The sequence below is a fragment of the Nocardioides sp. Z13_37 genome (assembly GCF_058355585.1).
The window spans coordinates 1015917-1037828 of sequence record NZ_JBZGDV010000001.1 but is presented as its reverse complement, the minus strand read 5'-3'; the positions used below and the strand labels follow the sequence as shown (position 1 = coordinate 1037828).

General features: G+C 72.7%; 19 protein-coding genes and 2 tRNA genes. 9 read left to right on the top strand and 12 right to left on the bottom strand.

Features of this window, described 5'->3' with window-relative positions; all coding sequences use genetic code 11:
• Positions 1-3: 3 nt before the first annotated feature.
• From eccD to AC4H2S_RS04840, 4 genes are all read right to left on the bottom strand, one after another.
• Positions 4-1386, bottom strand: a complete 1383-nt coding sequence (eccD, locus tag AC4H2S_RS04855; protein ID WP_491495819.1) for a type VII secretion integral membrane protein EccD — start codon at positions 1384-1386, stop codon at positions 4-6.
• Positions 1387-1534: 148 nt separating this feature from the next.
• Entirely contained in the window at positions 1535-1825 is a 291-nt protein-coding gene (locus tag AC4H2S_RS04850; protein WP_491495818.1) for a WXG100 family type VII secretion target, read from the bottom strand.
• 36 nt (positions 1826-1861) lie between these two features.
• Positions 1862-2173 carry a WXG100 family type VII secretion target gene (locus AC4H2S_RS04845; RefSeq protein ID WP_186339903.1) on the bottom strand — a complete coding sequence of 104 codons (312 nt, stop codon included), beginning with the start codon at positions 2171-2173 and terminating at the stop codon, positions 1862-1864.
• A 176-nt stretch (positions 2174-2349) separates the two neighbouring features.
• Complete coding sequence (locus AC4H2S_RS04840; protein WP_491495817.1) at positions 2350-3717, bottom strand: hypothetical protein; 1368 nt, start codon at positions 3715-3717, stop codon at positions 2350-2352.
• A 118-nt stretch (positions 3718-3835) separates the two neighbouring features.
• Here AC4H2S_RS04840 and eccCa point away from each other — a divergent pair, with 118 nt between their 5' ends.
• The 3 genes from eccCa to AC4H2S_RS04825 all read left to right on the top strand — a co-directional run bounded on the left by eccCa (position 3836) and on the right by AC4H2S_RS04825 (position 8997).
• A complete protein-coding gene (gene eccCa / locus AC4H2S_RS04835) occupies positions 3836-7834 on the top strand; it encodes a type VII secretion protein EccCa (protein ID WP_491495816.1) in 3999 nt (1332 codons plus the stop codon).
• 363 nt (positions 7835-8197) lie between these two features.
• A complete protein-coding gene (locus AC4H2S_RS04830) occupies positions 8198-8497 on the top strand; it encodes a type II toxin-antitoxin system VapB family antitoxin (RefSeq protein WP_491495815.1) in 300 nt (99 codons plus the stop codon).
• Positions 8494-8997 carry a LytR C-terminal domain-containing protein gene (locus tag AC4H2S_RS04825; protein ID WP_491495814.1) on the top strand — a complete coding sequence of 168 codons (504 nt, stop codon included), beginning with the start codon at positions 8494-8496 and terminating at the stop codon, positions 8995-8997. The genes AC4H2S_RS04830 and AC4H2S_RS04825 overlap by 4 nt, the downstream gene beginning before the upstream one ends.
• 13 nt (positions 8998-9010) lie before the next feature.
• On the opposite strand, the gene AC4H2S_RS04820 is transcribed toward AC4H2S_RS04825, so the two are convergent.
• Positions 9011-10528 carry a potassium/proton antiporter gene (locus AC4H2S_RS04820; protein ID WP_491495813.1) on the bottom strand — a complete coding sequence of 506 codons (1518 nt, stop codon included), beginning with the start codon at positions 10526-10528 and terminating at the stop codon, positions 9011-9013.
• A gap of 200 nt (positions 10529-10728) precedes the next feature.
• On the opposite strand from AC4H2S_RS04820, the gene AC4H2S_RS04815 reads away from it, so the two are divergent.
• From AC4H2S_RS04815 to AC4H2S_RS04805, 3 genes are read left to right on the top strand one after another with little or no spacing between them, the layout of a single operon-like run.
• Complete coding sequence (locus AC4H2S_RS04815; RefSeq protein WP_491495812.1) at positions 10729-11154, top strand: hypothetical protein; 426 nt, start codon at positions 10729-10731, stop codon at positions 11152-11154.
• A gap of 1 nt (position 11155) precedes the next feature.
• Complete coding sequence (locus AC4H2S_RS04810) at positions 11156-12103, top strand: hypothetical protein (RefSeq protein ID WP_491495811.1); 948 nt, start codon at positions 11156-11158, stop codon at positions 12101-12103.
• On the top strand, positions 12100-13428 hold the full coding sequence (locus tag AC4H2S_RS04805; RefSeq protein WP_491495810.1) for a hypothetical protein: 1329 nt from the start codon (positions 12100-12102) through the stop codon (positions 13426-13428). The genes AC4H2S_RS04810 and AC4H2S_RS04805 overlap by 4 nt, the downstream gene beginning before the upstream one ends.
• A 30-nt stretch (positions 13429-13458) precedes the next feature.
• Here AC4H2S_RS04805 and AC4H2S_RS04800 read toward each other — a convergent pair whose 3' ends face one another.
• The 3 genes from AC4H2S_RS04800 to AC4H2S_RS04790 all read right to left on the bottom strand — a co-directional run bounded on the left by AC4H2S_RS04800 (position 13459) and on the right by AC4H2S_RS04790 (position 15890).
• Positions 13459-14823, bottom strand: a complete 1365-nt coding sequence (locus AC4H2S_RS04800) for a vWA domain-containing protein (protein WP_491495809.1) — start codon at positions 14821-14823, stop codon at positions 13459-13461.
• Complete coding sequence (locus AC4H2S_RS04795) at positions 14820-15689, bottom strand: AAA family ATPase (protein ID WP_491495808.1); 870 nt, start codon at positions 15687-15689, stop codon at positions 14820-14822. Before AC4H2S_RS04795 ends, AC4H2S_RS04800 begins: the two co-directional genes overlap by 4 nt.
• A gap of 113 nt (positions 15690-15802) precedes the next feature.
• Positions 15803-15890, bottom strand: a tRNA-Ser gene (locus tag AC4H2S_RS04790).
• Positions 15891-16039: 149 nt separating this feature from the next.
• Here AC4H2S_RS04790 and AC4H2S_RS04785 point away from each other — a divergent pair.
• From AC4H2S_RS04785 to AC4H2S_RS04775, 3 genes are all read left to right on the top strand, one after another.
• Positions 16040-16501: a hypothetical protein gene (locus AC4H2S_RS04785; RefSeq protein WP_491495807.1), complete on the top strand. Its 462-nt coding sequence runs from the start codon at positions 16040-16042 to the stop codon at positions 16499-16501.
• Between the two features lie 64 nt (positions 16502-16565).
• Positions 16566-16656, top strand: a tRNA-Ser gene (locus AC4H2S_RS04780).
• 170 nt (positions 16657-16826) lie between these two features.
• Complete coding sequence (locus AC4H2S_RS04775) at positions 16827-16958, top strand: hypothetical protein (RefSeq protein ID WP_491495806.1); 132 nt, start codon at positions 16827-16829, stop codon at positions 16956-16958.
• A 156-nt stretch (positions 16959-17114) separates the two neighbouring features.
• Here the strand turns inward: AC4H2S_RS04775 and AC4H2S_RS04770 are convergent, their stop codons facing one another.
• The 4 genes from AC4H2S_RS04770 to AC4H2S_RS04755 form a co-directional block, all read right to left on the bottom strand.
• Positions 17115-18122, bottom strand: a complete 1008-nt coding sequence (locus tag AC4H2S_RS04770) for a LuxR family transcriptional regulator (protein WP_491495805.1) — start codon at positions 18120-18122, stop codon at positions 17115-17117.
• Between the two features lie 111 nt (positions 18123-18233).
• A complete protein-coding gene (locus AC4H2S_RS04765; protein ID WP_491495804.1) occupies positions 18234-20093 on the bottom strand; it encodes a phosphoenolpyruvate carboxykinase (GTP) in 1860 nt (619 codons plus the stop codon).
• Between the two features lie 180 nt (positions 20094-20273).
• Positions 20274-20474, bottom strand: coding sequence for a hypothetical protein (locus AC4H2S_RS04760; protein ID WP_491495803.1), 201 nt, complete (start codon positions 20472-20474; stop codon positions 20274-20276).
• Between the two features lie 5 nt (positions 20475-20479).
• Positions 20480-21910 carry a glycosyltransferase family 2 protein gene (locus tag AC4H2S_RS04755; protein ID WP_491495802.1) on the bottom strand — a complete coding sequence of 477 codons (1431 nt, stop codon included), beginning with the start codon at positions 21908-21910 and terminating at the stop codon, positions 20480-20482.
• Positions 21911-21912: the final 2 nt, after the last annotated feature.

Here is a 21912-nt window from a genome sequence, read left to right as displayed (position 1 = left end):
CGCTCAGCCCGCCACCGCGGAGACGAAGCCGGCCGCCAGGACCATCAGGGGCAGCAGCGCGAGCAGCGTCATCGTCTCGACGATGTCGCCCATGCGGCCGCGGCGCACCGACGGCGAGGCGGGCACCAGCGTCAGCGCGAGCAGCACCGCGCCGATCCCGGCCAGGGCGAGGGCGGCGCCGGCGCGCCAGCCGTCGTGGATGAGCAGCATCGACAGCGCCACCGAGACCAGGCCCAGGATGCCCGAGGCCAGGCCGGCCAGCACCTCGGCACCGGTGCGGTACTGGCGGGTGCGGAACATGACGGCCAGGCAGCACACGGCCGCCAGGATCGTGCCGTAGACGCCGCTCCCCACGGCGATGGGCGCCAGCAGCACCAGCAGCGTGCCGACCGTCGCGGACACCGCGAGGAGGATCTCGTGGCCGACGCGCGCGTCGTCGGCGACCTCCTCGGGGTCGATCTCGTCGGGGTCGGCGGTGATGTCGTGCAACGAGTAGAGCTGGTCGACGCTGGTGCCGGTCACGCCGAGCGCGAGCCACGGGAAGATGCTGCCGGCGAGGACGACGAGGGTGAGCAGGACGATGAAGACGGTGGCGGGCTCCAGCGAGAACACCCGCACGAGCAGGGACCCGGCGACCAGCACCGCCCCGACAACGACGGCCGGGATGACGAGCGCGCGACCGCCCTGGAGGCCGACGACGGCGACCAGGCCGACGGCCAGGACGCCGAGCCCGGCGTAGAGCAGCGGGTCGGTGAAGAACGCGTCGGCGAGGGGCCAGCGCCACGGCGGCAGGTCGCCGGGCGCGAGCAGCAGGCCGGCGACCGCGGCGTAGAGCGCGGCGAGCAGCGAGACGACGACGCCGGCCTCGGGCTCGCCCTGGGCGCGGGTCAGGACGATGCCGCCCACCACGAGCAGGCCCGCGATGACGCCGGCCGCGACCCCGCCGAGCAGGCTCTCGCCCTGGAGGAGGAGGGCCAGCGCGCCGAGGCCGAGCAGGATGCTGGCCGCGCCGAGGGCCGTACGCCGCCCGGCCGCGGGCTCCCACGGCTTGAGCTCGTTCTCCACGACGTCGGCCATCGCCTCGACCACGTCGTCGTAGACCCGGGGCGCCTTGTCGTCGACGCCGGCCGTGACGGTGAGCAGGCCGCCGTCCTCGATGCCCTGCATCGTGAGGCCGGCGTTGTCGGCGAGGATCCGGCCCTCCTGGGTCACCAGGCGGTAGCCGCCGTAGACGGTGGACGCGTCGAGGAGGCCGACGGAGCGGGCCAGCTCGGGCACGAGCTCGGCGACCGGGATCGCGCCCGGCAGCACGAGGTCGACGCGTCGAGATCCCGAGGCGATGGTCACGCGGACCAGGCCCGACGCGACCGAGGACCCCTGACTCATTGGTGATTCCCCCCTGACAGTCCTTCACCTGCGCTCCGACCGGGCGGGCGGGGCGCTGACCGGGAGCAGCCTAGGCGAAAGCGGCTCCCGAAATGCCGGAGGCCGGTCATCCCGCAGGGACGACCGGCCTCGGACGATGTGCGTGCGCTCAGAAGCGGTTGGCACCCCGCGCGTCGGCGGCCTTGTACTCGGCGTTGGACGCGTCGACACCCTGGCTGGCCTGCTGGAGCAGGAGGGTCATCTCGGTCATGGCCTGGTCCCACTTGGCCTTGGCCTGGTCGTAGGCCATCTTGGCGTTACCGTTCCAGTCCGACTTGAGGGGGTTGAGCTCGTTCTCGAGCTGGTCGAGGCGGGACTCGATGTCCTTGGCCGCCTTCATCACGTCGGCCGCACCGGCGTCGAGGCTGCCGTGCTGGACCTTGATTCCGTCGAAAGTCATGTCGATCTCCTAGATCTGCGAAGTCAGGTGTCGGCGTCAGCCGAGACGGCCCTGGAGGTTGGTGTGGGTGGCGGACTGGGCCTCGTCGGTCGAGACGTTGTCGCGCTCCGTCTCCTTCATGGAGGCCGCGAGCTGGTCGAGGGCCTTGAGGATGGTCTCCTGCTTCTGGTCCCAGGCGATCATGAGGTTGTTGAACGCGGAGGCACCCTGGCCGCCCCATCCCCCCATCATCGTCTGGATGTTGCCGGACAGGACGCCACACTTGTTCTTGACGTCGGCGCGGGCCTGGTCGACGAAGTCAGCACCCTTGGAGAGCGCCTTCTCTGTCTGGCCGTACATCTCGCTCATTGAAGATCCTTCTCCCTCGGCGGTCCAACCGACCGAGTGTCTTGTGTTGGTGAGATCCACTGGACTGGTGATCCGGTGCTCGGGGAGACGTCCCGGCCCCCCGCGCTGATCCTGCATCTACCCGAGCGGATCGGGCCTAAACCTGAATCCACCGAACGTCGTCGGAGACCGCCTGCTCAGGAGGTCAGCTCCCACAACCGGCGGAAGACGCCCGCCGCGACCACGGCGGCGGCGAAGGCGAAGCTGCCGCACAGCGACTCGGCGACCTCCGCGCGGCGCGACCACCACACCGAGCGCCAGCCGCGACCGGTCGCCACCGCGGCGGCGAGGGCCACGACGCCGAGCGCGACGGTGACGTAGAAGAACGTGCCGACGTGACCGGCGCCCGGCCCCGTGGCGAGGTGGACCGCCAGGGCGACGAGGGCGGCGAGCCCGGCCAGGCGCAGCAGCGCCCGGGCGGCGGCGTGCCGGTAGGACCTGGCCGCGAGGAGCAGCGAGCAGCCGGCGAAGAGGACCAGGCAGCGCGCGCCGATGCGGTCGAGGTCGATGGTCGCGCGCTGCAGCAACAGCGGGCTCGCGACGACCATCGTCACCAGGATCGCGCCGGCAGCGCCGGTGACGATGCGTGAGGCGCGGTGCACCAGCTGCTCCATGGCGCCGGCCGCGACGACCGCCCGGCTGCGTCGTCCCGTGCGCCGGGCGTCGCGGGCCGACCAGGCGGTGACGGCGAGCCGGTCGAGGTCGAGCAGCGCCTCGTCGGGCACGTCGACCGCGAGCGAGGGCGCGAAGCGTGCGGCCATCATCGACCCAAAGACCAGCAGCGTCCAGGCGACCCGGGCGTCCCACCCGAGCATCGCCGGCACGGCGCAGCAGGCGAAGACGGCGAGCCCGGCGACGATCCAGACCGTGCTGACCTCCTCCGCGGAGGGGGACAGCGCACGGCCGATCCCGGCGACGACGGCCGCCGCGGTGGCGGACGCGCCGAGGATGGCGGGCAGCAGGTGCAGGCCCGGCTCGTGGAGCGCGGCGAAGGCGGCCGCGGCGGCGAAGGCGGGCGCTGCCGCGGCCCGCTGGCGTGCGTGGCGACCGACCGGCAGGACCCCGGCGAGCGCGCAGGCGAGCAGCACGCCGACCACGACGGTGCGGGCGACGTCGTCACCCGAGCGGGCGGCGTACCAGGCGGCCAGGACCGCGACCAGGGCGGCCAGCCAGGCGACCATCGAGGCGAGCGCGGGGCTCTCCGGTGCGTTCTTGGCGGCCTGGAGCAGCGTCACCCGCCGGGGCCGGTGGACGCCTGCGGTCGCCACCAGCACGTCGCCGGGCTCGATCCCGGCCTCGCTCAGGGGCGCCGCCGCGTTGAGGCGCTCACCGAGCGCGGTCTGCAGCAGCGGGATGCCGGGGACGTCGGCCTGCTTGGCGTACTCCCGGGCCACGTCGACCGAGGTGGCGCCCGCGGGCACGACGAGGTCGAGCACCCCGGCAGGACCGTGGATGCTCACGGCGATGGTCGCTCCAGCACTGCTGGACATCGCGACGTCCGACACGGATTCCCCCTTCGCGTGCATCGGGCGGGCGCTCGTCGGGTGAAGGGTAGTCGCGGCCCGCTGCGCAGCACACCTATCATCATCGCGACTTCAACGGGTGAGGCACGGGGGGACGCACGTGAGCACGACACTGCGAGGTGGCCAGCGGCTCGACGAGCCCGAGATGCCGGGCGGCCAGATCGTGCTGCAGCCGCCGCCGGAGCTGCAGGACGGCGAGGGCGCGGGCGGCGTGCTGATGAACGCCATCCCGATGCTGGGCAGCCTGGGCTCGATCGTGCTCGTCGCCACGATGGGCGGCGCCAACAAGAGCCGCAGCTTCCTCGCGGCCGGCATGTTCCTCTTCGCCACCCTCGGCTTCATCATCGTGCAGATCGACCGGCAGCGAAAGCAGCGCGCCCAGCAGGTCACCGGCTCGCGCACGGAGTACCTGCGCTACCTCAGCAACATCCGCAAGGTGGCGCGCGAGGCGGCCGACCAGCAGCGCCGCGCGCTCAACTGGCACCACCCCGAGCCGTCGGCGCTGCCCGCGCTGGCCGAGGACCGCACCCGGCTGTGGGAGCACACCGCCTCCGACGACAACTTCCTGCACGTGCGCTACGGCCTGTGCTCCCAGCCGCTGTCGCTGGAGCTGGTGCCGCCGGAGAGCGCGCCCGTCGACCAGGTCGACCCCGCCGCCGCGTCCGCGCTGCACCGCCTCCTGGTGGTCCACCGCCTCCAGCCCAACCTGCCGGCCTCGATCGACCTGCGTGCGTTCGACCGCATCGAGCTGTGCGGCGACGCCGAGGAGGTGCGCTCGACGGCGCGGGCGATGATCTGCTCGGCGACGGCGTTCCAGAACCCCGACCAGCTGATCGTGGCGGTGCTCAGCTCCGAGCAGAACCTCACCCACTGGGACTGGGTGAAGTGGCTTCCTCACGCCCAGAGCACGCGCGAGGTCGACGCGGTCGGGCCGATGCGCCTGGTCTCCACCTCGCTCGACGACCTGGGCAACCTGCTCCCGCCCGACCTCAGCGACCGGCCCCGCTTCGGCGCCGACGAGCGCGCCGCCACGCCGCACATCCTGCTGGTCATCGACGGCGGCCACCTGCCCCCCGGCAACCACATCGTGCCGCCCGACGGGCTGCACGGCGTCACGCTGCTCGACCTGCCGAGCCGGTGGGACGAGCTCGAGGACTCCACCCGGCTGCGGCTGGAGTTCGTCGACGCCCCCGACGAGCTCGGCAAGCGGCCGGTGCGCGCGCTCCGGCTGCGCGGCGAGCCCGTCCGGGCGCTGGCCGACCAGTGCGACATCGCCACCGCCGAGGCGTTCGCCCGGCGGATCGCGCCGCTCAAGACCGCCAGCGCCGAGTCGGCGTCGGCCGGCGGCGCCGTCGACATCACCTCGGCGACCCCCGACCACATGGACCTGCTGGGCCTCGGCGACATCTTCACCTACGACCCCGCCACCGCGTGGCGCCCGCGACCGGCCCGCGACCGGCTGCGCGTGCCGATCGGCATCGGCGACTCCGGCGGGCTGATCCACCTCGACATCAAGGAGTCCGCCCAGCAGGGCATGGGCCCCCACGGTCTCGTGATCGGCGCGACCGGATCCGGCAAGTCGGAGTTCCTGCGCACCCTCGTGCTCGGGCTGGTGATGACCCACTCGTCCGAGCAGCTCAACCTCGTGCTCGTCGACTTCAAGGGCGGCGCGACGTTCGCCGGCATGGCCGACATGCCGCACGTCTCGGCCGTCATCACCAACCTCGCCAACGAGCTGACCCTCGTCGACCGCATGCAGGACGCCCTGTCGGGCGAGATGACCCGCCGCCAGGAGCTGCTGCGCGACGCGGGCAACTACGCCTCGGTGCGCGACTACGAGAAGGCGCGCGCCAACGGCGAGCCCCTCGAGCCGATGCCGTCGCTGTTCATCGTCGTCGACGAGTTCTCCGAGATGCTCTCGGCCAAGCCCGAGTTCATCGACCTGTTCGTCGCGATCGGCCGGCTCGGGCGCTCGCTGGGCCTGCACCTGCTGCTCGCCTCGCAGCGGCTCGAGGAGGGCCGCCTGCGCGGGCTGGAGTCCCACCTGTCCTACCGCGTCGGCCTGCGCACGTTCTCCTCCGGCGAGTCGCGGGCGGTCCTCGGCGTGCCCGACGCCTACGAGCTGCCCGCCGTCCCCGGCCTGGGCTACCTCAAGCCGGACCAGTCGACGCTGCTGCGGTTCAAGGCGGCGTACGTCTCGGGGCCGCCGTCGAGCCGCGCCCGCGTGACCCGCGACGAGGGCGGCGCGATCCGCGGCATCCTGCCGTTCACGATCTCGGAGGTGCAGGCGCTCGAGCCGACCACGGACGAGGTGGCCGAGGCGACCCCGCAGCCGCAGCACCAGGGCGAGCAGCCCTCGCTGCTCGACGTCGCCGTGCAGCGGATGATCGGCAAGGGACCGGCCGCCCACCAGGTGTGGCTGCCACCGCTCGACGTGCCCGACACCCTCGACGAGCTGATGCCCGACCTCGTCGAGAGTCCCGACCTGGGCCTCACCTCGCCGCAGTGGCGCAACGTGCCCGGCCTGGTCATCCCGCTCGGCACCGTCGACCGCCCGCGCGAGCAGCGTCGCGACACGATGACGCTCAACCTCACCGGCGCGGCCGGCCACGTCGCCGTGGTCGGCGGTCCGCGCTCGGGCAAGAGCACGATGCTGCGCAGCATCGTCACCAGCATGGCGCTGGTGACCACGCCGCTGGAGTCGCAGTTCTTCGTGCTCGACTTCGGCGGCGGCACGTTCGCGCCCCTGGCCCGGCTCCCTCACGTCAGCGGTGTCGCCACCCGCTCCGAGCCCGACGTCGTACGCCGCGTGATGGCCGAGGTCGAGGGCATCGTCGACCGGCGCGAGGGCTACTTCCGCGAGAACGGCATCGACTCGATCGAGACCTACCGCTCGCGGCGCACGCAGGGCCGTGCCGACGACGGGTGGGGCGACGTCTTCCTCGTGATCGACGGCTGGAGCACGCTGCGCGCCGAGTTCGACGACCTCGAGATGGAGATCCAGCAGCTCGCCGCCCGCGGCCTCACGTTCGGCCTCCACATCGTCACCGCCTCCACCCGCTGGGCCGACTACCGCGCCGCGATGCGCGACGTCTTCGGCTCCAAGCTCGAGCTGCGCCTCGGCGACCCGCTCGACTCCGAGATCGACCGCAAGGTCGCCGCCCTCGTCCCGGTCGGGCGACCCGGCCGCGGACTCGTGCCGTCCAAGCTGCACTTCCTCGGCGCGCTGCCGCGCATCGACGGCGACGGCAGTGCCGACACCCTCGGCGACGGGGTCGACGACCTCATCGACCGGGTCGCCGCCGCGTGGAAGGGCCCGCAGGGCCCCAAGCTGCGGCTGCTGCCGGAGCTGGTCACGCTCGAGGCGGTCCGCGAGGACGCCGTGCGCCGCCAGCTGCCCGCCAAGCACATCCTGCTCGGCATCAACGAGAAGGAGCTCGCCCCGATCGGCCTCGACGTCGACGCCGAGCCGCACATGCTGGTCTTCGGCGACGGGCAGTCGGGCAAGAGCGCGCTGCTGCGGGCGTACGTCCACGAGATCATGCGCACGCGCACGCCGAAGGAGGCGCAGATCGTGCTCGTCGACTACCGCCGCTCGATGCTCGGCGAGGTGCCCGACGAGTATCTGCTCAACTACCTGACCTCGGCCACCCAGGCGACGCCGACGCTCAAGGACATCGCGAGCTACCTCGAGGGCCGCATCCCCGGCCCCGACGTCACGCCGGAGCAGCTGCGCAACCGGTCGTGGTGGACCGGCGCGGAGGTCTTCGTGGTGGTCGACGACTACGACCTGGTCGCGACCGCGCAGTCCTCGCCCGTCTCCTCGCTGCAGCCGCTGATGGCGCAGGCGCGCGACGTCGGCCTGCACGTCGTCGTGGCCCGGCGCACCGGCGGCGCGTCCCGCGCGCTCTACGAGCCCGTCATCCAGTCGCTGCGCGACCTGGCGATGCCCGGCGTGATGCTGTCGGGCCCGCGCGACGAGGGCGTGCTGATCGGCAACCTCCGCCCACAACCCGCCCCCGAGGGCCGCGCCCGCGTCGTCACCCGCGACGGCGGCACCCAGACCGCCCAGCTCGCCTGGCTCGACCCGACCATGTGACCGGGCGGGCGCCGCGCGCTGCCGTCCGCCGTCCGCTGCCGGCCGTCCGCCGCGCGCAGACTGCGTTTCCAGCTCGAGCGGACCCGTCCCCGCTCAACACGTCGGATCCGTCATGTCCAGCGGGGACCAGGGTGTCCCAGTGGAACCGCCCACGGTCAAACGGCATGTGCCGCCGGATCCTCAGCTCAAGCGGACCTCTCCCCGCTCAACAGGTCGGATCCGCCATGTCCAGCGGGAACGAGGGTGTCCCAGTGGCGTCGAGGGGTGGGCGCGGGTCGCCGGGGGTCTCCGTCATGGGCCGAGCCTAGTCAGCGGAGTGGTCGACGACGAGGGCCTCGCTCCGGCCGTCGTTATGATCACGGCGTGATCTTCAAGCGGGTGGGCGTCGGCCGGCCCTACCCCGACCACGGGCTCGACTCGCGCGGCTGGGCCGAGCTGCCGCCGCGCCAGGTGCGCCTGGACGAGCTGGTGACCACCAAGGACACCCTGCGCCTCGACACCCTGCTCGACGAGGACTCGACCTTCTACGGCGACCTGTTCGCCCACGTCGTGCAGTGGAAGGGTGACCTCTACCTCGAGGACGGCCTGCACCGCGCCCTGCGCGCCGCGCTGCAGCAGCGCAGCGTGCTGCACGCCCGCGTCCACCTCGCGGGTGAGGCATGAGCGGCGCGGCGAGGTCGGGCCTCACTCTGGCCGCCCTCGCGGTGCTGGTGCTCGCCGCGGCCGCCTGGGGGTGGAGCGCCTTCACCGCGCCGCTGCCCCGCGACGAGCCGGTCGCGATCTGCGAGGACACGACCGTCACCGCCGGGTCCGAGGTGCGGCGCGACCAGGTCGTCGTCAGCGTCTTCAACGGCAGCAAGCGCAGCGGGCTGGCCGGCGCGACGGGCGCCCAGCTCGCCGAGCGCGGCTTCGTCGAGGGCACCGTCGGCGACTCGCCGCTGCCCGCCGCGACCACGCAGATCTGGTCCTCCGACCCGACCAACCCGGCCGTGGTGCTGGTGAAGAAGCAGTTCAAGCGCGCGCAGGTCGTGCAGGGCGACGCCCTCGGCCCCGGCGTCGTCGTGGTGGTGGGCGAGAAGTTCCAGTCGCTGAAGAAGAAGCAGGTCGAATCGGTGGTCGCCGAGGCCGACGCGACCTACTGCCGGGCCACCGGCTCGGAGTGAGGCGGCGCCGCGACTACTCCCGGTCGCGGCGCATCGGGTCGCCGACCCACTGGGCCAGGCGCCCGTTCTCCGAGACCTGTCGCAGCCGCGCCTCGGTGGCCTCGCGCAGCTTGCGCGGGGTGACGACCAGCAGGTCGTCGCCGTGGCGCAGCACCGTGCGCCGCTCGGGCACCAGCACCTCGCCGGAGCGGATCACCAGCGACACCGAGGCCCCCTGGGGGAGCCGCAGCTCACCCACCTCGACGCCGTGCATCTTCGAGGCCGGGGCGATCGTCACCTGCAGCAGGTCGGCCGCGACCCGGTCGAGCGGGGCGGCCTCCACGTCGAGTCCACGCGGCTCGGAGCGCCGGGCGACCCCGAGCGTGCGCGCCACCCACGGCAGGGTCGGGCCGGTCAGCAGCGTGTAGACGACCACCATCACGAAGACGATGTCGAAGAGGTCCTCCGCGCCCTCGACCCCCTCCGACAGCGGGATCGTGGCGAGCACGATCGGCACCGCGCCACGCAGGCCCGCCCACGACAGGAACGCCAGGTCGCGCGGCGCCATCGGCTGCACCACGCTGCTCACCAGCACCGACAACGGCCGGGCCACGAAGGTGAGCACGATCCCGGTCACCAGCGCCTGCACCACGGTGTCGAGGTCGATGCGTCCGGGCGAGAGCAGCAGGCCGAGCATGACGAAGAGCCCGATCTGGGCCAGCCAGGCGACCCCCTCGGAGAACGACCGGGTCGCCACGCGGTGCGGGAGCTCGCTGTTGCCGAGGATCAACGCGGCGACGTAGATCGCGGCGAACCCCGAGGCGTGCAGCGCGGACGCCGCGCCGTACGCCGCGAACGCCAGGCACAGGACCGCGAGGGGGTAGAGGCCGGAGGACGGCAGCGCCGCGCGTCGCATCACCCAGGCCCCGGCCACGCCCACGGCGACGCCGAGCAGGCCACCCGCGACCAGCTCGAAGACGATGAGGCCGGCGGTCTCGATCAGGCCGGCCTCCCCCACCGCGCCGGTGGAGATGATGCCGACGAGCACGACGGTCGGGGCGTCGTTGAGCCCCGACTCCGCCTCGAGCGTGCCGGTGAGCCGCCTGGGGAGCGGGAGCGCGCGGAGCACGGAGAACACGGCGGCGGCGTCGGTGGGCGAGCAGATGGCCCCGAGCAGGATGGCGAGCTCCCACGGCAGGCCGAGGAGGTAGTGGGTGCCCACGGCGACGGCCGCGACCGACACGGCGACGCCGACGGTCGCCAGCGACACGCCCAGGCCCACGCTCGGCCTCATCTGGCGCCAGTCGGTGGTCAGGCCGCCCTCGGCCAGGATGATCGCCAGCGCGCCGAAGCCGAGGGCGTGCGCCAGCTGCGCGTCCTCGAACACGATGCCGAACGGGCCGCCCTCGCCGAGCAGCACGCCGATGAAGAGGTAGATGAGCAGCGACGGCAGGCCGGCGCGCGCGGAGAGCCGCACCGCGAGGATCGCCGCCAGTGTCACGACGGCGCCGACCAGCACGAACTCGTCGAGCTGGTGGACGTCGAACGTCATGCACACCTCGTGTGGCTCGTCATGCAGGGCGGTCCGGATCCTATCGGTCGCGAAGCGCTCCACCGGCTGCGTCGACGCACGCGGAGGCTGTCCAGGAGACTGCCGCCGGCGTCCTCGCTACGGCACAATGCCGGGTGGGGACGCGACGTTTGACGAACGCCGGCTCGGGGTAGGCGTCCCCGGACGAGAGGGAGTGATCGATGTACGGCGACACGGCCGCTGGCCGCAAGCGCGTCGCGCAGCTGCGGGAGCAGGGGGGCGACATCCGGGCGCTGGCCACCCGTCTCGTCTCCCAGTCCGAGGCCGTCCCGTGGCACGGCAAGGCCGCCGAGGCGATGCGTGAGCGGATCAAGGAGCGCGCCGCGCACCTGCGCACCGCCGCCGCCCACCACGAGACGGCGGCCGACTCGCTCGCCCGGCACCTGGCCGAGGTCGACACGCTCAAGGAGGCGATCGACGTACGCGCCCACAAGGCCACCAGCCTCGTCGAGGACGCCCGCACCCGTGCCGCCCACGCCGAGGCGCGCGACGCCGCGAGCGACGAGGCCGACGCCGCCCTGCTCGCGTTCGACCCCCCGCCCGCCGGTCACAAGGACTGGCTGACCGTGACGTTGCCGGGGCTCTGACATGGTCACCATCGACCTCACCGCGCCTCCCCCGCCGCCGACCAGCTTCCTGGACGCAACCGCCCGGCGCCTCGCTCTCACGCTGCCCGAGCTCCGCCTCGTGGCCGAGCTCGCGGGCGGCGCGCCACTGCCCTTCGACCTGCCCGACGACGCCACCGGGCCCGACGACCCGGGCTCGCTGTCCGGCCGGCTCGGCCAGAGCCGTGGCTCCGCCGAGGACGCCGCCTACACCGACGCCGTGCGCACGCTCCACGACCCGGACGACACTCTGCGCCGCCGCGGCCTGCTCGGCGACGGCGGCGCCGACCCGGGCGTCATCGGCGCGGTCGGCCTCCTCGCGACCCCGCGACTGGCCCTCGACATCGACGTCGCCGCCGGCGCCACCCAGGTCAAGGCGTGGCACCGACAGTCGGGAGGAGCCGTCGCGAGCCTGTCGACGTGCGACGGCATCGTGTTCGAGCTGGCCTGGTTCCCCGTCGACCAGTGGACCACCGAGCTCGCCCGGGTGACCGCCCCGCCCGAGGAGCTGCCCCTGGGCGTCTCCCACGTGCCCGCACACCTCGATGTCCCCTACGCGCTCGCCGACTCGGTCGGGGAGGCGCTCCGCTCCGGCCGCCTCGACCTGGTGCCGGTGCTCGTCGGGCACTCCGACGGGGCCGTCCTGGCCGACGGCCAGGAGCTCGGCGACGCCGAGGCGGGCGCCGCGGTGTCGGCCGTGCACACCGAGAGCCGGGGCCGCATGCGGATCCTGGCCGCCGAGGTCTCCGACCGCGCCACCACGTCCGTCGGCGTCGTGTCGTGGGTGTTGCTGCGCGACGGCTGGCACTCCCTGACCCCCCGCCACGACGACGGCGCCCGCGTCGCCGTCGTCCGGGTCGACCCCGACGACCTGGCCACCGAGCTGGCGCCCGTGCTGGCCCAGGTCGTCACCCCGGAGGACGACCGATGAGCGACCTCGACATCCCGCGCACCCACGGCGGCGAGCCGCCTGCCGAGTCGTCCGCGTCGGTCGCCGCCGACAAGTACGACCAGATGCTGGCCCTGGCCGACCTCTTCGACGGCTCCGGCAACGAGATGCGCACCCGCGCCCGCCTCGGCACGGAGATCCTCGGCGACGACGACGTGGTCGACACCGGCGAGCTGTCGCCGGCCACCTGGGCCGAGGCCGAGGAGGACGTCCGCGCCGCCACGACCGGCAAGCAGGGCCTGCTGACCCGCTCGGTCGAGCTCGACGCCGACGCACTCGTCGTCCGCGCCACCGTGCTCACCTACCGCTGGATCGACGAGCTGCAGGAGGCGGCCTACAAGACCCTCGGCTCGATCGCGGGCCGCGCCATCGGCTACCTCGCGCCCGAGGTCGCGCTCGGTGGCGCGATCGTGAGCGCCGGTCTCATCGAGACCGAGACGATGGACCGCGACGGCGTCACGGCCTACCTCAACGAGCTCGCCGAGAACAACCCCGACCTGATGGAGCACCTCTCCGGCGGCGGCGGCCTGCTCGACGGGCTGCACATGCGCTCGCTCCTCACCGCCGGGGTGCTCGCCTCCGACCAGGGCGCCCATGCCGCCCGCGGCGGCCTCCGCGCCATCGGCATCGACCCGTTCCCGACCGACGCCGTGGCGGCGTTCCGCGACTCGGCGGGCTCGTTCGTCGAGGCCGAGGCGCCGCCGGCCGAGGTGGAGACCAGCGCCGGCAGCGCGCCCCGCTCCCTCGAGGAGCTGATGGCCAACCTGCTCGCCGAGGACCGCCGCATCAGCGTGCAGCGCGTCGGCACCGGCCGCTACATCGCCTACCTCCCCGGCTCCCTGGCCCACGACTCCGGCCGGCTGCGGCTCGTCGGCGCCGACCCCACCACCTCCGTCAGCCAGGTCGTGCGGGCCATCGAGGACGCCGTCACCGACGACGACGCCCGGGTGATGCTCGTCGGCTCGGCGTCCGGCGGCACGATCGCCGCCGAGATCGCCGCCAGCGCGCGCTCGTCGCGCTTCGTCGTCGACCAGGTCGTCACCGCCGGCGCCCCGTCGGCGCAGGTGCCCCGGATCCCCGACGCGACCCGGGTGCTGTCGCTGGAGGACCGCTCCGACCCGGTCGTGCTGCTCGGCTCGCTGATCAACGCCGCCACGGCCAACCGGCTCACCGTCGTCTTCGACGCCGACGGCGCCGAGGGCACCCAGCTCTACGTCGCCGGGGCCCGCGCGGCCGACAGCGCCGAGCACCCCGAGCTGAAGGCCGAGATCAGCCGGATGCACGAGCTCGGGTTCCTCACCGGCTGAGCCCCGCCTCCCGGCGCACGATCCGGTGCGTCAGACGATCCGGTGCACGAACTCGCCGAGCTGGGCGAGGTTGCGGCACTCCACCATCGGCACCACCTCACCGTAGCGGTCGGCCGCGCTGTCGCCGGTGCCCCAGTGGCGCGGGTGCTCGGGGTTGAGCCACCAGGCGTGCCGCGCCCGGCCGGCGAGGTCGGCGAGCACCGGCAGGGCCAGGTCGCTGTAGTTGGACCGGCCGTCGCCGAGGACGAGGAGCGAGGACCGCGGCCCCACGGCGTCGGGATGCTCCTCGGCGAACCGGGTCAGCGCACGGCCGTAGTTGGTGCGCCCCCACAGGGCCGCCTGGGAGATGCTCCCCGACAGCGACTCCATCACCTCCACCACGTCCGCCCCCGGCCGGAAGCTGTCGCTCACCTCGACGACGTCGTCGACGAAGGTGAACGCACGCACCCCGCCGAACGCCTCCCGCAGCGCGAACACCAGCATCAGGGTGAACTGCGCGAAGCTGGCGACCGAGCCGCTGACGTCGCAGAGCACGACGAGGTCGGTCCGGTGCGGGCGTCGCGGGCGGTGGTGGGTGGTCAGCGGCACCCCGCCGGTCGCGATCGAGGCGCGCACGGTGCGGCGTACGTCGAGGGGGCCGCGCCGCCGGGCGTGCTGCTCCTTGGTGAGCCTGGCCGCCAGCCGGCGGGCCAGGGGATAGACCTCGCGACGCAGCTCCTCCAGGTCGCTGCGCCGCGCGGCGGTGAAGTCGAGCCGGTCGATCGTCGGGCGCACGGTCGCGGCGACGACGTGCTCGGGGCCCTTCTCCTCGGCGATGCGCCGGCGGGCGTCAGCCTCGACCATCCGCGTGAAGTCGCCGATCCGCCGCCCGGCCGTGCGCTGGGCCTGCTCGTCGTCGAGGCCGTCGCCCAGCAGCCCCTGCACGAGCCGGTCCATCAGCTCACCGGGCGAGACCCGCTGGAGCGAGGTGTAGGCCGACCAGCTCGACAGGCCCGGGCCCCGCCCGGGCATCGCGCCGAAGCGGGCCACCGCCTCGACAGCGAGCTCCTGCATCGCCTCCCGGTCGCCGTCGGCCAGGGCGTCGGCCAGCGCCTCGCGAAGGCGCTCGAGCTCGGGCCCGGTGTCCTGCGGGCCCGCGGCCGCCTCGAGGTCGTCGCCGGCCACGCCGCTGCCGACGAGTCGCGGGTAGTAGATGTCGAAGACCGCGTCGAAGGTGACCCGCTGCGGCTGCCGCTTCACCAGCGTCGCGGCGTACGCCGCCCGGACGGTCTCGCGGTCGTGCCAGTGCACCTTCTCGAGCGCGCGGATCGCGTCGAGGCCCTCGGCCAGCGACACCGACAGGCCCGCGGAGCGCAGCGCCTCCACGAAGCCGATGTGGGTGTCGAGCAGGCTCATCTCGTCGCGAGCCTCAGCTCTCGGGCGGCCCGCTGCTGGTCCGAGGCGTGCTTGAGCACGACCCCCAACGTGCGGGCGACGGTGGCCTCGTCGAGGTCGCCCACCTGCAGCGCCACCAGCGTGCGCGCCCAGTCGACGGACTCCGCGATGGACGGCGCCTTCTTGAGCTCGAGCTCGCGCAGGCGCACCACGACGTCAACGAGCTGCGCGACGACCCGCTCGTCGAGGTGCGGCACCTGGCTGGTGACGATCGAGCGCTCCCGCTCCGCGTCGGGGTAGTCGAGGTGGAGGAAGAGGCAGCGCCGCTTCACCGCCTCGGAGAGCTCGCGACTGGCGTTGGAGGTGAGCACCACGAACGGGCGGCGGGTCGCGGTCACCGTGCCCAGCTCGGGGATGGTGACCTGGAAGTCGCTGAGCACCTCCAGCAGCAGGCCCTCGACCTCGATGTCGGTCTTGTCCACCTCGTCGACCAGCAGCACCGTCGGCTCCTCGCGCCGGATCGCGCCGAGCAGCGGCCGGGTCAGCAGGAACTCCTCGGTGAAGATGTCGTCGTGGGTCTCGCTCCACGCCTGGTCGCCGCCGCTCGCCTGGATCCGCAGCAGCTGCTTCTTGTAGTTCCACTCGTAGAGCGCCCGCGCCTCGTCGAGGCCCTCGTAGCACTGCAACCGCACGAGCTCGGCGCCGCTCGCCCGGGCCACCGCCTTGGCCAGCTCGGTCTTGCCGACACCGGCGGGCCCCTCGACGAGCAGCGGCTTCTCCAGCGCGCCCGCGAGGTAGGCGGTCAGCGCCGTCGCCTCGTCGGTCAGGTAGCCGGCCGCACGGAGTCGGGCCGCGGCGTCCTCGGGGGACAGGAACCAGGTCGTCACCGCGCGAGCGTATCCGCCGCTGTAACGCCGGGTTACGGCCTGTATCACCCCTGACAGGTCATAGGGGGTACACGCCCTAACCCGGCGTTACAAGGCGTGGGCTCACTCCTGGCTGGCAGAGGGGGCGGGATTCGAACCCGCGGTAGGTCTCCCTACGACCGCTTTCAAGGCGGTTCCGATCGGCCGCTCCGGCACCCCTCCTCGTCCGGCGCCGGGGCGCCGCACACCGCGCGACTCTACCCAACGACGACAGCCGCCACTGCCCGTACCGGGGCGGTACCGGGCGGGTGCGGGGCCCGCCCGGGACCCGAGCGCCCGCACCCGGTCGGCCCCGTGGTGAAATCGTCCGCGTGCCGACCGAGACCGCCACCGTCCACCGCCTCGCCCCCGCCGTCGCCGCGCGCCTGCTCGGGGTCGTGCTGTGCGCCGTCGCCGTGCTCATCCTCGCCAGCACCCTGGCGATCGCCGTGTTCGACGTGCACACCGTCTTCCTGCTGGTGCCGGTGGTGCTCACGATCGTCATCCTGGTGGCCACCTGGTGGCTGTGGCGCACGAAGGGCTGGGTGGTCCGGATGACGCCCGAGGGCTACCGGGTGCAGTGGGTGCGCGGGGTCGGCGCCGCCTCCGCGCGCTGGAAGGACGTCGAGGACGCCGTCACCACGACCCTCGCGGACGCGCCCGTGGTGGTGCTGCGCCTGCGCGACGGGCGCACGACCACCATCCCCGTCGAGATGCTCGCCATCGACCGCGAGGCGTTCGTGCGCGAGGTCCAGCAGCACCTCCAGCGCGGGCACGGCCTGCGCAAACTCTGACCTGATTCGGCGCGGACGCACCCGGCCTTGTAACCTTCAGTGCGCCCGGCCAGCGGTCGGGCATGGAGGCGTCGCCTAGTCCGGTCTATGGCGCCCGCCTGCTAAGCGGGTTTGGGGCTAAAACCCCATCGAGGGTTCAAATCCCTCCGCCTCCGCAGCGGCCGGCCTCCTCCTGCGGGAGGGGGCCGGCACCGCCACGCCTCGCATGGGTTTGCAGGATCCTGCATTGCACAGACCTGCAGTCGTCCGGACGGGACGGAGCCGCGCGCCGTGGGCGACAATGGACGGGTCATCCCCTGTGACAAGACCTGAAGGTGGGAACCCCATGACCTCAGTACGCCGTATCGCCGCCGCCACGCTCGTGGCAGTCCTCGGATTCGGTGTCGCCGCCATCGGTGCCGCTCCGGCCCAGGCCGTCGACACGAGCTGGGGCGCGAAGATCAAGATTCCCCACTGAGCCAGTCGTGCCATGATGGGCACGCAATGAAGAGCTGGGACACGGACCCCTCAACCCCCCACGAGTCTGGTCCGGTCGGCCTCCCCCACAGGCCCGTCCCGGCATGAGGGCAGCACCTCCTCGGAGGTGCTGCCCTCCCCCCTTTTTCCGGCGCCCTCAGGACGCCGGTTCGTCGGTCTCCCGACCCGAGATCCCGCGCTTGCCCATCTCGTAGCCGAGCTGGAAGCGCGTCTCCACCTCGAACTCGCTCTTGAGGTCCGCCACGTAGGCGGCATAGGTGCGAGGGCTGACGCCGAGGCGCTTGGCGCCAGCCGGGTCGGCGCGCCCCTCGAGCAGCATCCGGATCGTCATCGCCCGCTGCTCGGCGGCGATGTCGCGCATCAGCGACGTCTCGCTGCTGGTGAAGGGCCGCGCCCGCTCCCAGTGCCGTTCGAACATGTCGACGAGGTAGCCGACCATCGACTTGTCGCTGATGACCATCGCGGTGTCGAGGCCCTCGTGGCTGGGGATCAGCGCGACGCGGCGGTCGACCACGATGAGGCGGTTGAAGAACTCGTCGAGGGTGCGCACCTCGGCACCGGCAGCGGTCACCGCGGCGACGTACTTGCGGGTGTCCGCACCGCGTCGCGCCGCGTGCTGGTAGAGCGTGCGCATCTTGACCCCGCGCTTGAGCGCCGCGATGTCGCGCGCGCCCACGCCGGCGTCGAGCTGCTTGACGCCGCGGCGGTACTGCGGCTGGGCGGTGAGCAGCTCCTCCTCGGCGTCGCTGACGAGCGAGGCCAGGAAGTTGCCGATGGTCTCGACCCCGCGGATCTCCGCGAACGGACCGCCGACCGCGCTCGGCGAGCGGCGCCACACGTGCGAGAGGTTGTTGAAGGTGTGGGCCCAGTGGGCCGACTCCGCGATCAGCTCCGCGCCCTGCTGGCCCAGCGGCGCCACCACGCGTGCCTGCACCGCGGCCGGGTCGGCGGCCGTCCAGGTGCGACCGTCGTCGGCGCGGGTCACCAGCCCGATGTCGACCAGCAGGGTGAAGGCGGCGTGCAGCTCCCCCTGCTCGACGATCCGCGGGTCGGAGGACTCGATCCCGCCCGACGCGACGATCTCCTCGTAGAGCGGCGCGGCCTGCTCCTCGAAGACCACCCGCTCATCTGGCCCCAAGGGCATGGCTCACTCCCACTCGACCGACGTCCCCGTGGGGAGGATGGTGCCACACCGGCCCTCGCCGGTCCCCCGGACAGCCGCTCGTGCGGCCGCCCGGGGGCTCGAACCAGCAGGTCAGGCGTCGAGGCGCGCCCGGAGCGTGTCGAGCTCGCTCCAGAGCACGGCCGGGAGGTCGTCGCCGAACTTCTCGAACCACTCCTGGATCTGCGGCAGCTCGGCCTTCCACTCCTCGGCGTCGACCGCGAGGGCCTGCGCGAGCTGCTCCTCGGTCAGGTCGAGGCCGTCGATGTCGAGCGACCCCGGCGCGGGCACGTGGCCGATCGGGGTCTCGACCGCGGCGGCCTGGCCGTCGATGCGCTCGATGACCCACTTCAGCACGCGGCTGTTCTCACCGAAACCGGGCCACAGGAAGCCGCCGTCGGCGTCGCGGCGGAACCAGTTGACGTAGAAGATCTTGGGCAGCTTGGCGGCGTCGTTGTCCTTGCCGATGCCGACCCAGTGACCGAAGTAGTCGCCGGCGTTGTAGCCGATGAAGGGCAGCATCGCCATCGGGTCGCGGCGCACCACGCCGACCGCGCCCACGGCCGCGGCCGTGGTCTCGGAGGACAGCGTCGCGCCCATGAACGTGCCGTGGTTCCAGTCGCGGGCCTCGGTCACCAGCGGGATGGTGGTCTTGCGGCGACCACCGAAGAGGATCGCGTCGATCGGCACGCCGCGCGGGTCGTCGTACTCGTCGGCGAGGATCGAGCACTGCTTGATCGGGGTGCAGTAGCGGCTGTTGGCGTGGCTGGAGAGCTCACCGGTCTGCTCCGCGAGCTCGGGCGTCCAGTGCTCGCCCTTCCAGCTGGTGGCCTCGGCCGGGGTGTTCTCCAGGCCCTCCCACCACACGTTGCCGTCGGGGGTGAGCGCGACGTTGGTGAACACCGAGTTGCCCTTGCGGATGGTCTCCATCGCGTGGGGGTTGGTGTGCTCGTTGGTGCCCGGGGCGACGCCGAAGAAGCCGAACTCCGGGTTGACCGCCCACAGGCGGCCGTCCTCGCCGATGCGCATCCAGGCGATGTCGTCGCCGATCGCCTCGACCGTCCAGCCGGGGATCGTGGGCTTGAGCATCGCGAGGTTGGTCTTGCCGCACGCGCTGGGGAAGGCGGCGGCGACGTACTTGGTCACGCCCTGCGGCGAGGTGAGCTTGAGGATGAGCATGTGCTCGGCCAGCCACCCCTCGTCGCGGGCCATCACGGACGCGATGCGCAGCGCGTAGCACTTCTTGCCGAGCAGGGCGTTGCCGCCGTAGCCGGAGCCGAAGCTCCAGATCATCCGCTCCTCGGGGAACTGGACGATGTACTTGGTGTCGTTGCACGGCCACGCGACGTCGGCCTGGCCGGGCTCCAGCGGCATGCCGACGGAGTGCAGGGCGGGCACCCACTGCGGGTCCTCGCCGGCGTCGTCGAGCTCCTCGATGCGACGGAGCACGTCGGTGCCCATCCGGGCCATCACGCGCATCGACACGGTGACGTAGGCCGAGTCGGTGATCTCGACGCCGAACATCGGGTGAGCCGCCTCGAGGTGGCCCATCACGAACGGGATGACGTACATCGTGCGGCCCCGCATGCAGCCGGCGTAGAGCCCACGCATGAGCTCCTTCATCTGCTGGGGGTCCATCCAGTTGTTGGTCGGGCCGGCGTCACGCTCGTCGACCGAGCAGATGTAGGTGCGGTCCTCGACGCGGGCCACGTCGGTGGGGTCGGAGGCGGCGTGGAACGAGTTGGGCATGACGTCGGGGTTGAGGCGGGTGAACGTGCCCGTGGACTCGAGGGACGCGGTGAGCTGGTCCCACTCCTCGTCGGAGCCGGTGCACCAGTGGATGGCGTCGGGCTGGGTCAGCTCCGCGACCTCGTTGACCCAGGCAAGGATGCCTGCGTGCGTGGTCGGGGCGGATGGGCTGTCGGGCGTCTGGGTGTCGATCGTGGCGGTCATGACCGTTCCTCACAGCTTGCGTCGCAGGTGGTTCGCGCGGCCTCGTTGTCGGCGACTTGCTGGGGACGCTAACGCTCGTGATTGGGTGCACATATTGGATCGATCACAGACCTGTGACGTGGGTCTCGCTACCCGGGCGTATGGTTTCGGGCGCGGCCGACACGGCGCGGGCGCGGCGCCTCAGATCGGCGCGTCGGGGTCGATGCTGCGGGTCTCGGCGCGCCGGTTGCGGGTGCCGAACCAGTCGCGGACGTAGACCTTGGGCAGGATCTTGGACACCGCCAGGGTGACGTAGACGATCGTGTTGATCGCGACGAACGCGGACAGCACGGCGATGAACTCCTCGCGCAGCGTGCTCTCCGGCAGGAGGATCCCCCACACGACCATCAGCTGCCCTCCGTCCGCGCGCCGTTGGCGGGCTGCACCACATGCTTCCAGGTCGCCTGTCTGGCCAGGGACAGGTCCCACACGCCCTTGACGTAGACGACGTTGAGGAACATCGCGTAGAAGAGCTCGGGGAACAGGCTCAGCCCGAGCAGCCGGGCCCGCCACCCGCCACGCCACACGGTGACCACCCGCTCGACGACGAAGACCAGGCCGACGCCGATCCAGAACGGGAACCAGACCCAGGTGTCGGTGGCGATCAGCATCACGATGATCAGGGCGAGGTAGCTGGCGAGCGCGATGACGCCGTAGCCGATGCCGAGCTGCTGGGCCCAGTAGCGGAACGTCGAGGGACGCATCCCGTAGGCGCCGAGGTTCTCCAGGGCGCCGCGCTGCCAGCGCAGCCGCTGGGCCCACAGGGAGCGCCACGTCGGCATCACCTCGGTGACGACGGTGCACTCGGCCGGCGAGATCATCAGGGCGCCCAGCGACTTCAGCGCGATGGTCAGCTCGTTGTCCTCGGTGAGGGCGACGGTGTCGTAGACGTCGCCCGGCACGCCGGGCAGGTTGCGCCCGCGCTCCTCGGCCACGGCCCTCAGCGCCCGGGCGCGGAAGACGGACGCTGTGCCGGTGAGGACGAACACCCGGCCCCGGCGGCGCTTGAGGTCGCGCTGGTAGCGGGTGTACTCGTTGCGCTGGAACTGCCCGATCAGCCCCGCGCCCTCCTCGCCGTAGAACAGCCCGCCGACCGCCATCAGGGCACGGTCGTCGCTGAGGCGTCGTACGGCCCCGTCGAGGAAGCCCGCGTCGAGCGTGGTGTCGGCGTCCATGACCATCACGCAGTCGTTGTCGCCCATGCCGGGCAGCACCTGGGCCAGCGCCTGGTTGAGCCCGCCGGCCTTCTTCTTGGTGTTGGCGACGGTCTCGAAGACCTCGACGCCCGCCTCCCGCGCGATCGGCACGGTGCGGTCGGTGCAGTTGTCGGCGACCACGATGATCCGCTCGGGCGGGTGCGACTGCGCCCGCAGCGAGGCGAGCGTCTCGGCGATGCACCCCTCCTCGTTGTGGGCGGGGATCAGCACCGTGATCGTCACCGGGCCGGCGTGGACGCCGCGGGTCTCGGCCATCACGATCTTGGGGGCGAGGGGCATCCGGTCGGGGTCCTCGCTGCGCCGCGCACGCGTGGCGATGCGGCGCTCGAGCAGCGCGACGCCGGCGGCGAGCAGCAACGCCACGCCCACGGCGGCCACCAGCACTCGCGGCGGGGGCGCCGCGGTGTCGTAGAAGACCCGCCACACCCCGAGCACGACACCCTCCTGGGGCGCCTCACCCGCCTCCGGGTCTCCGGCCGCGACCGCGAGCCAGAGCAGCAGGGCGCCGAGGGACGCGGTGCCGATGATGGCCAGTCCCACGGACCGCTGGATCCATTGCATGT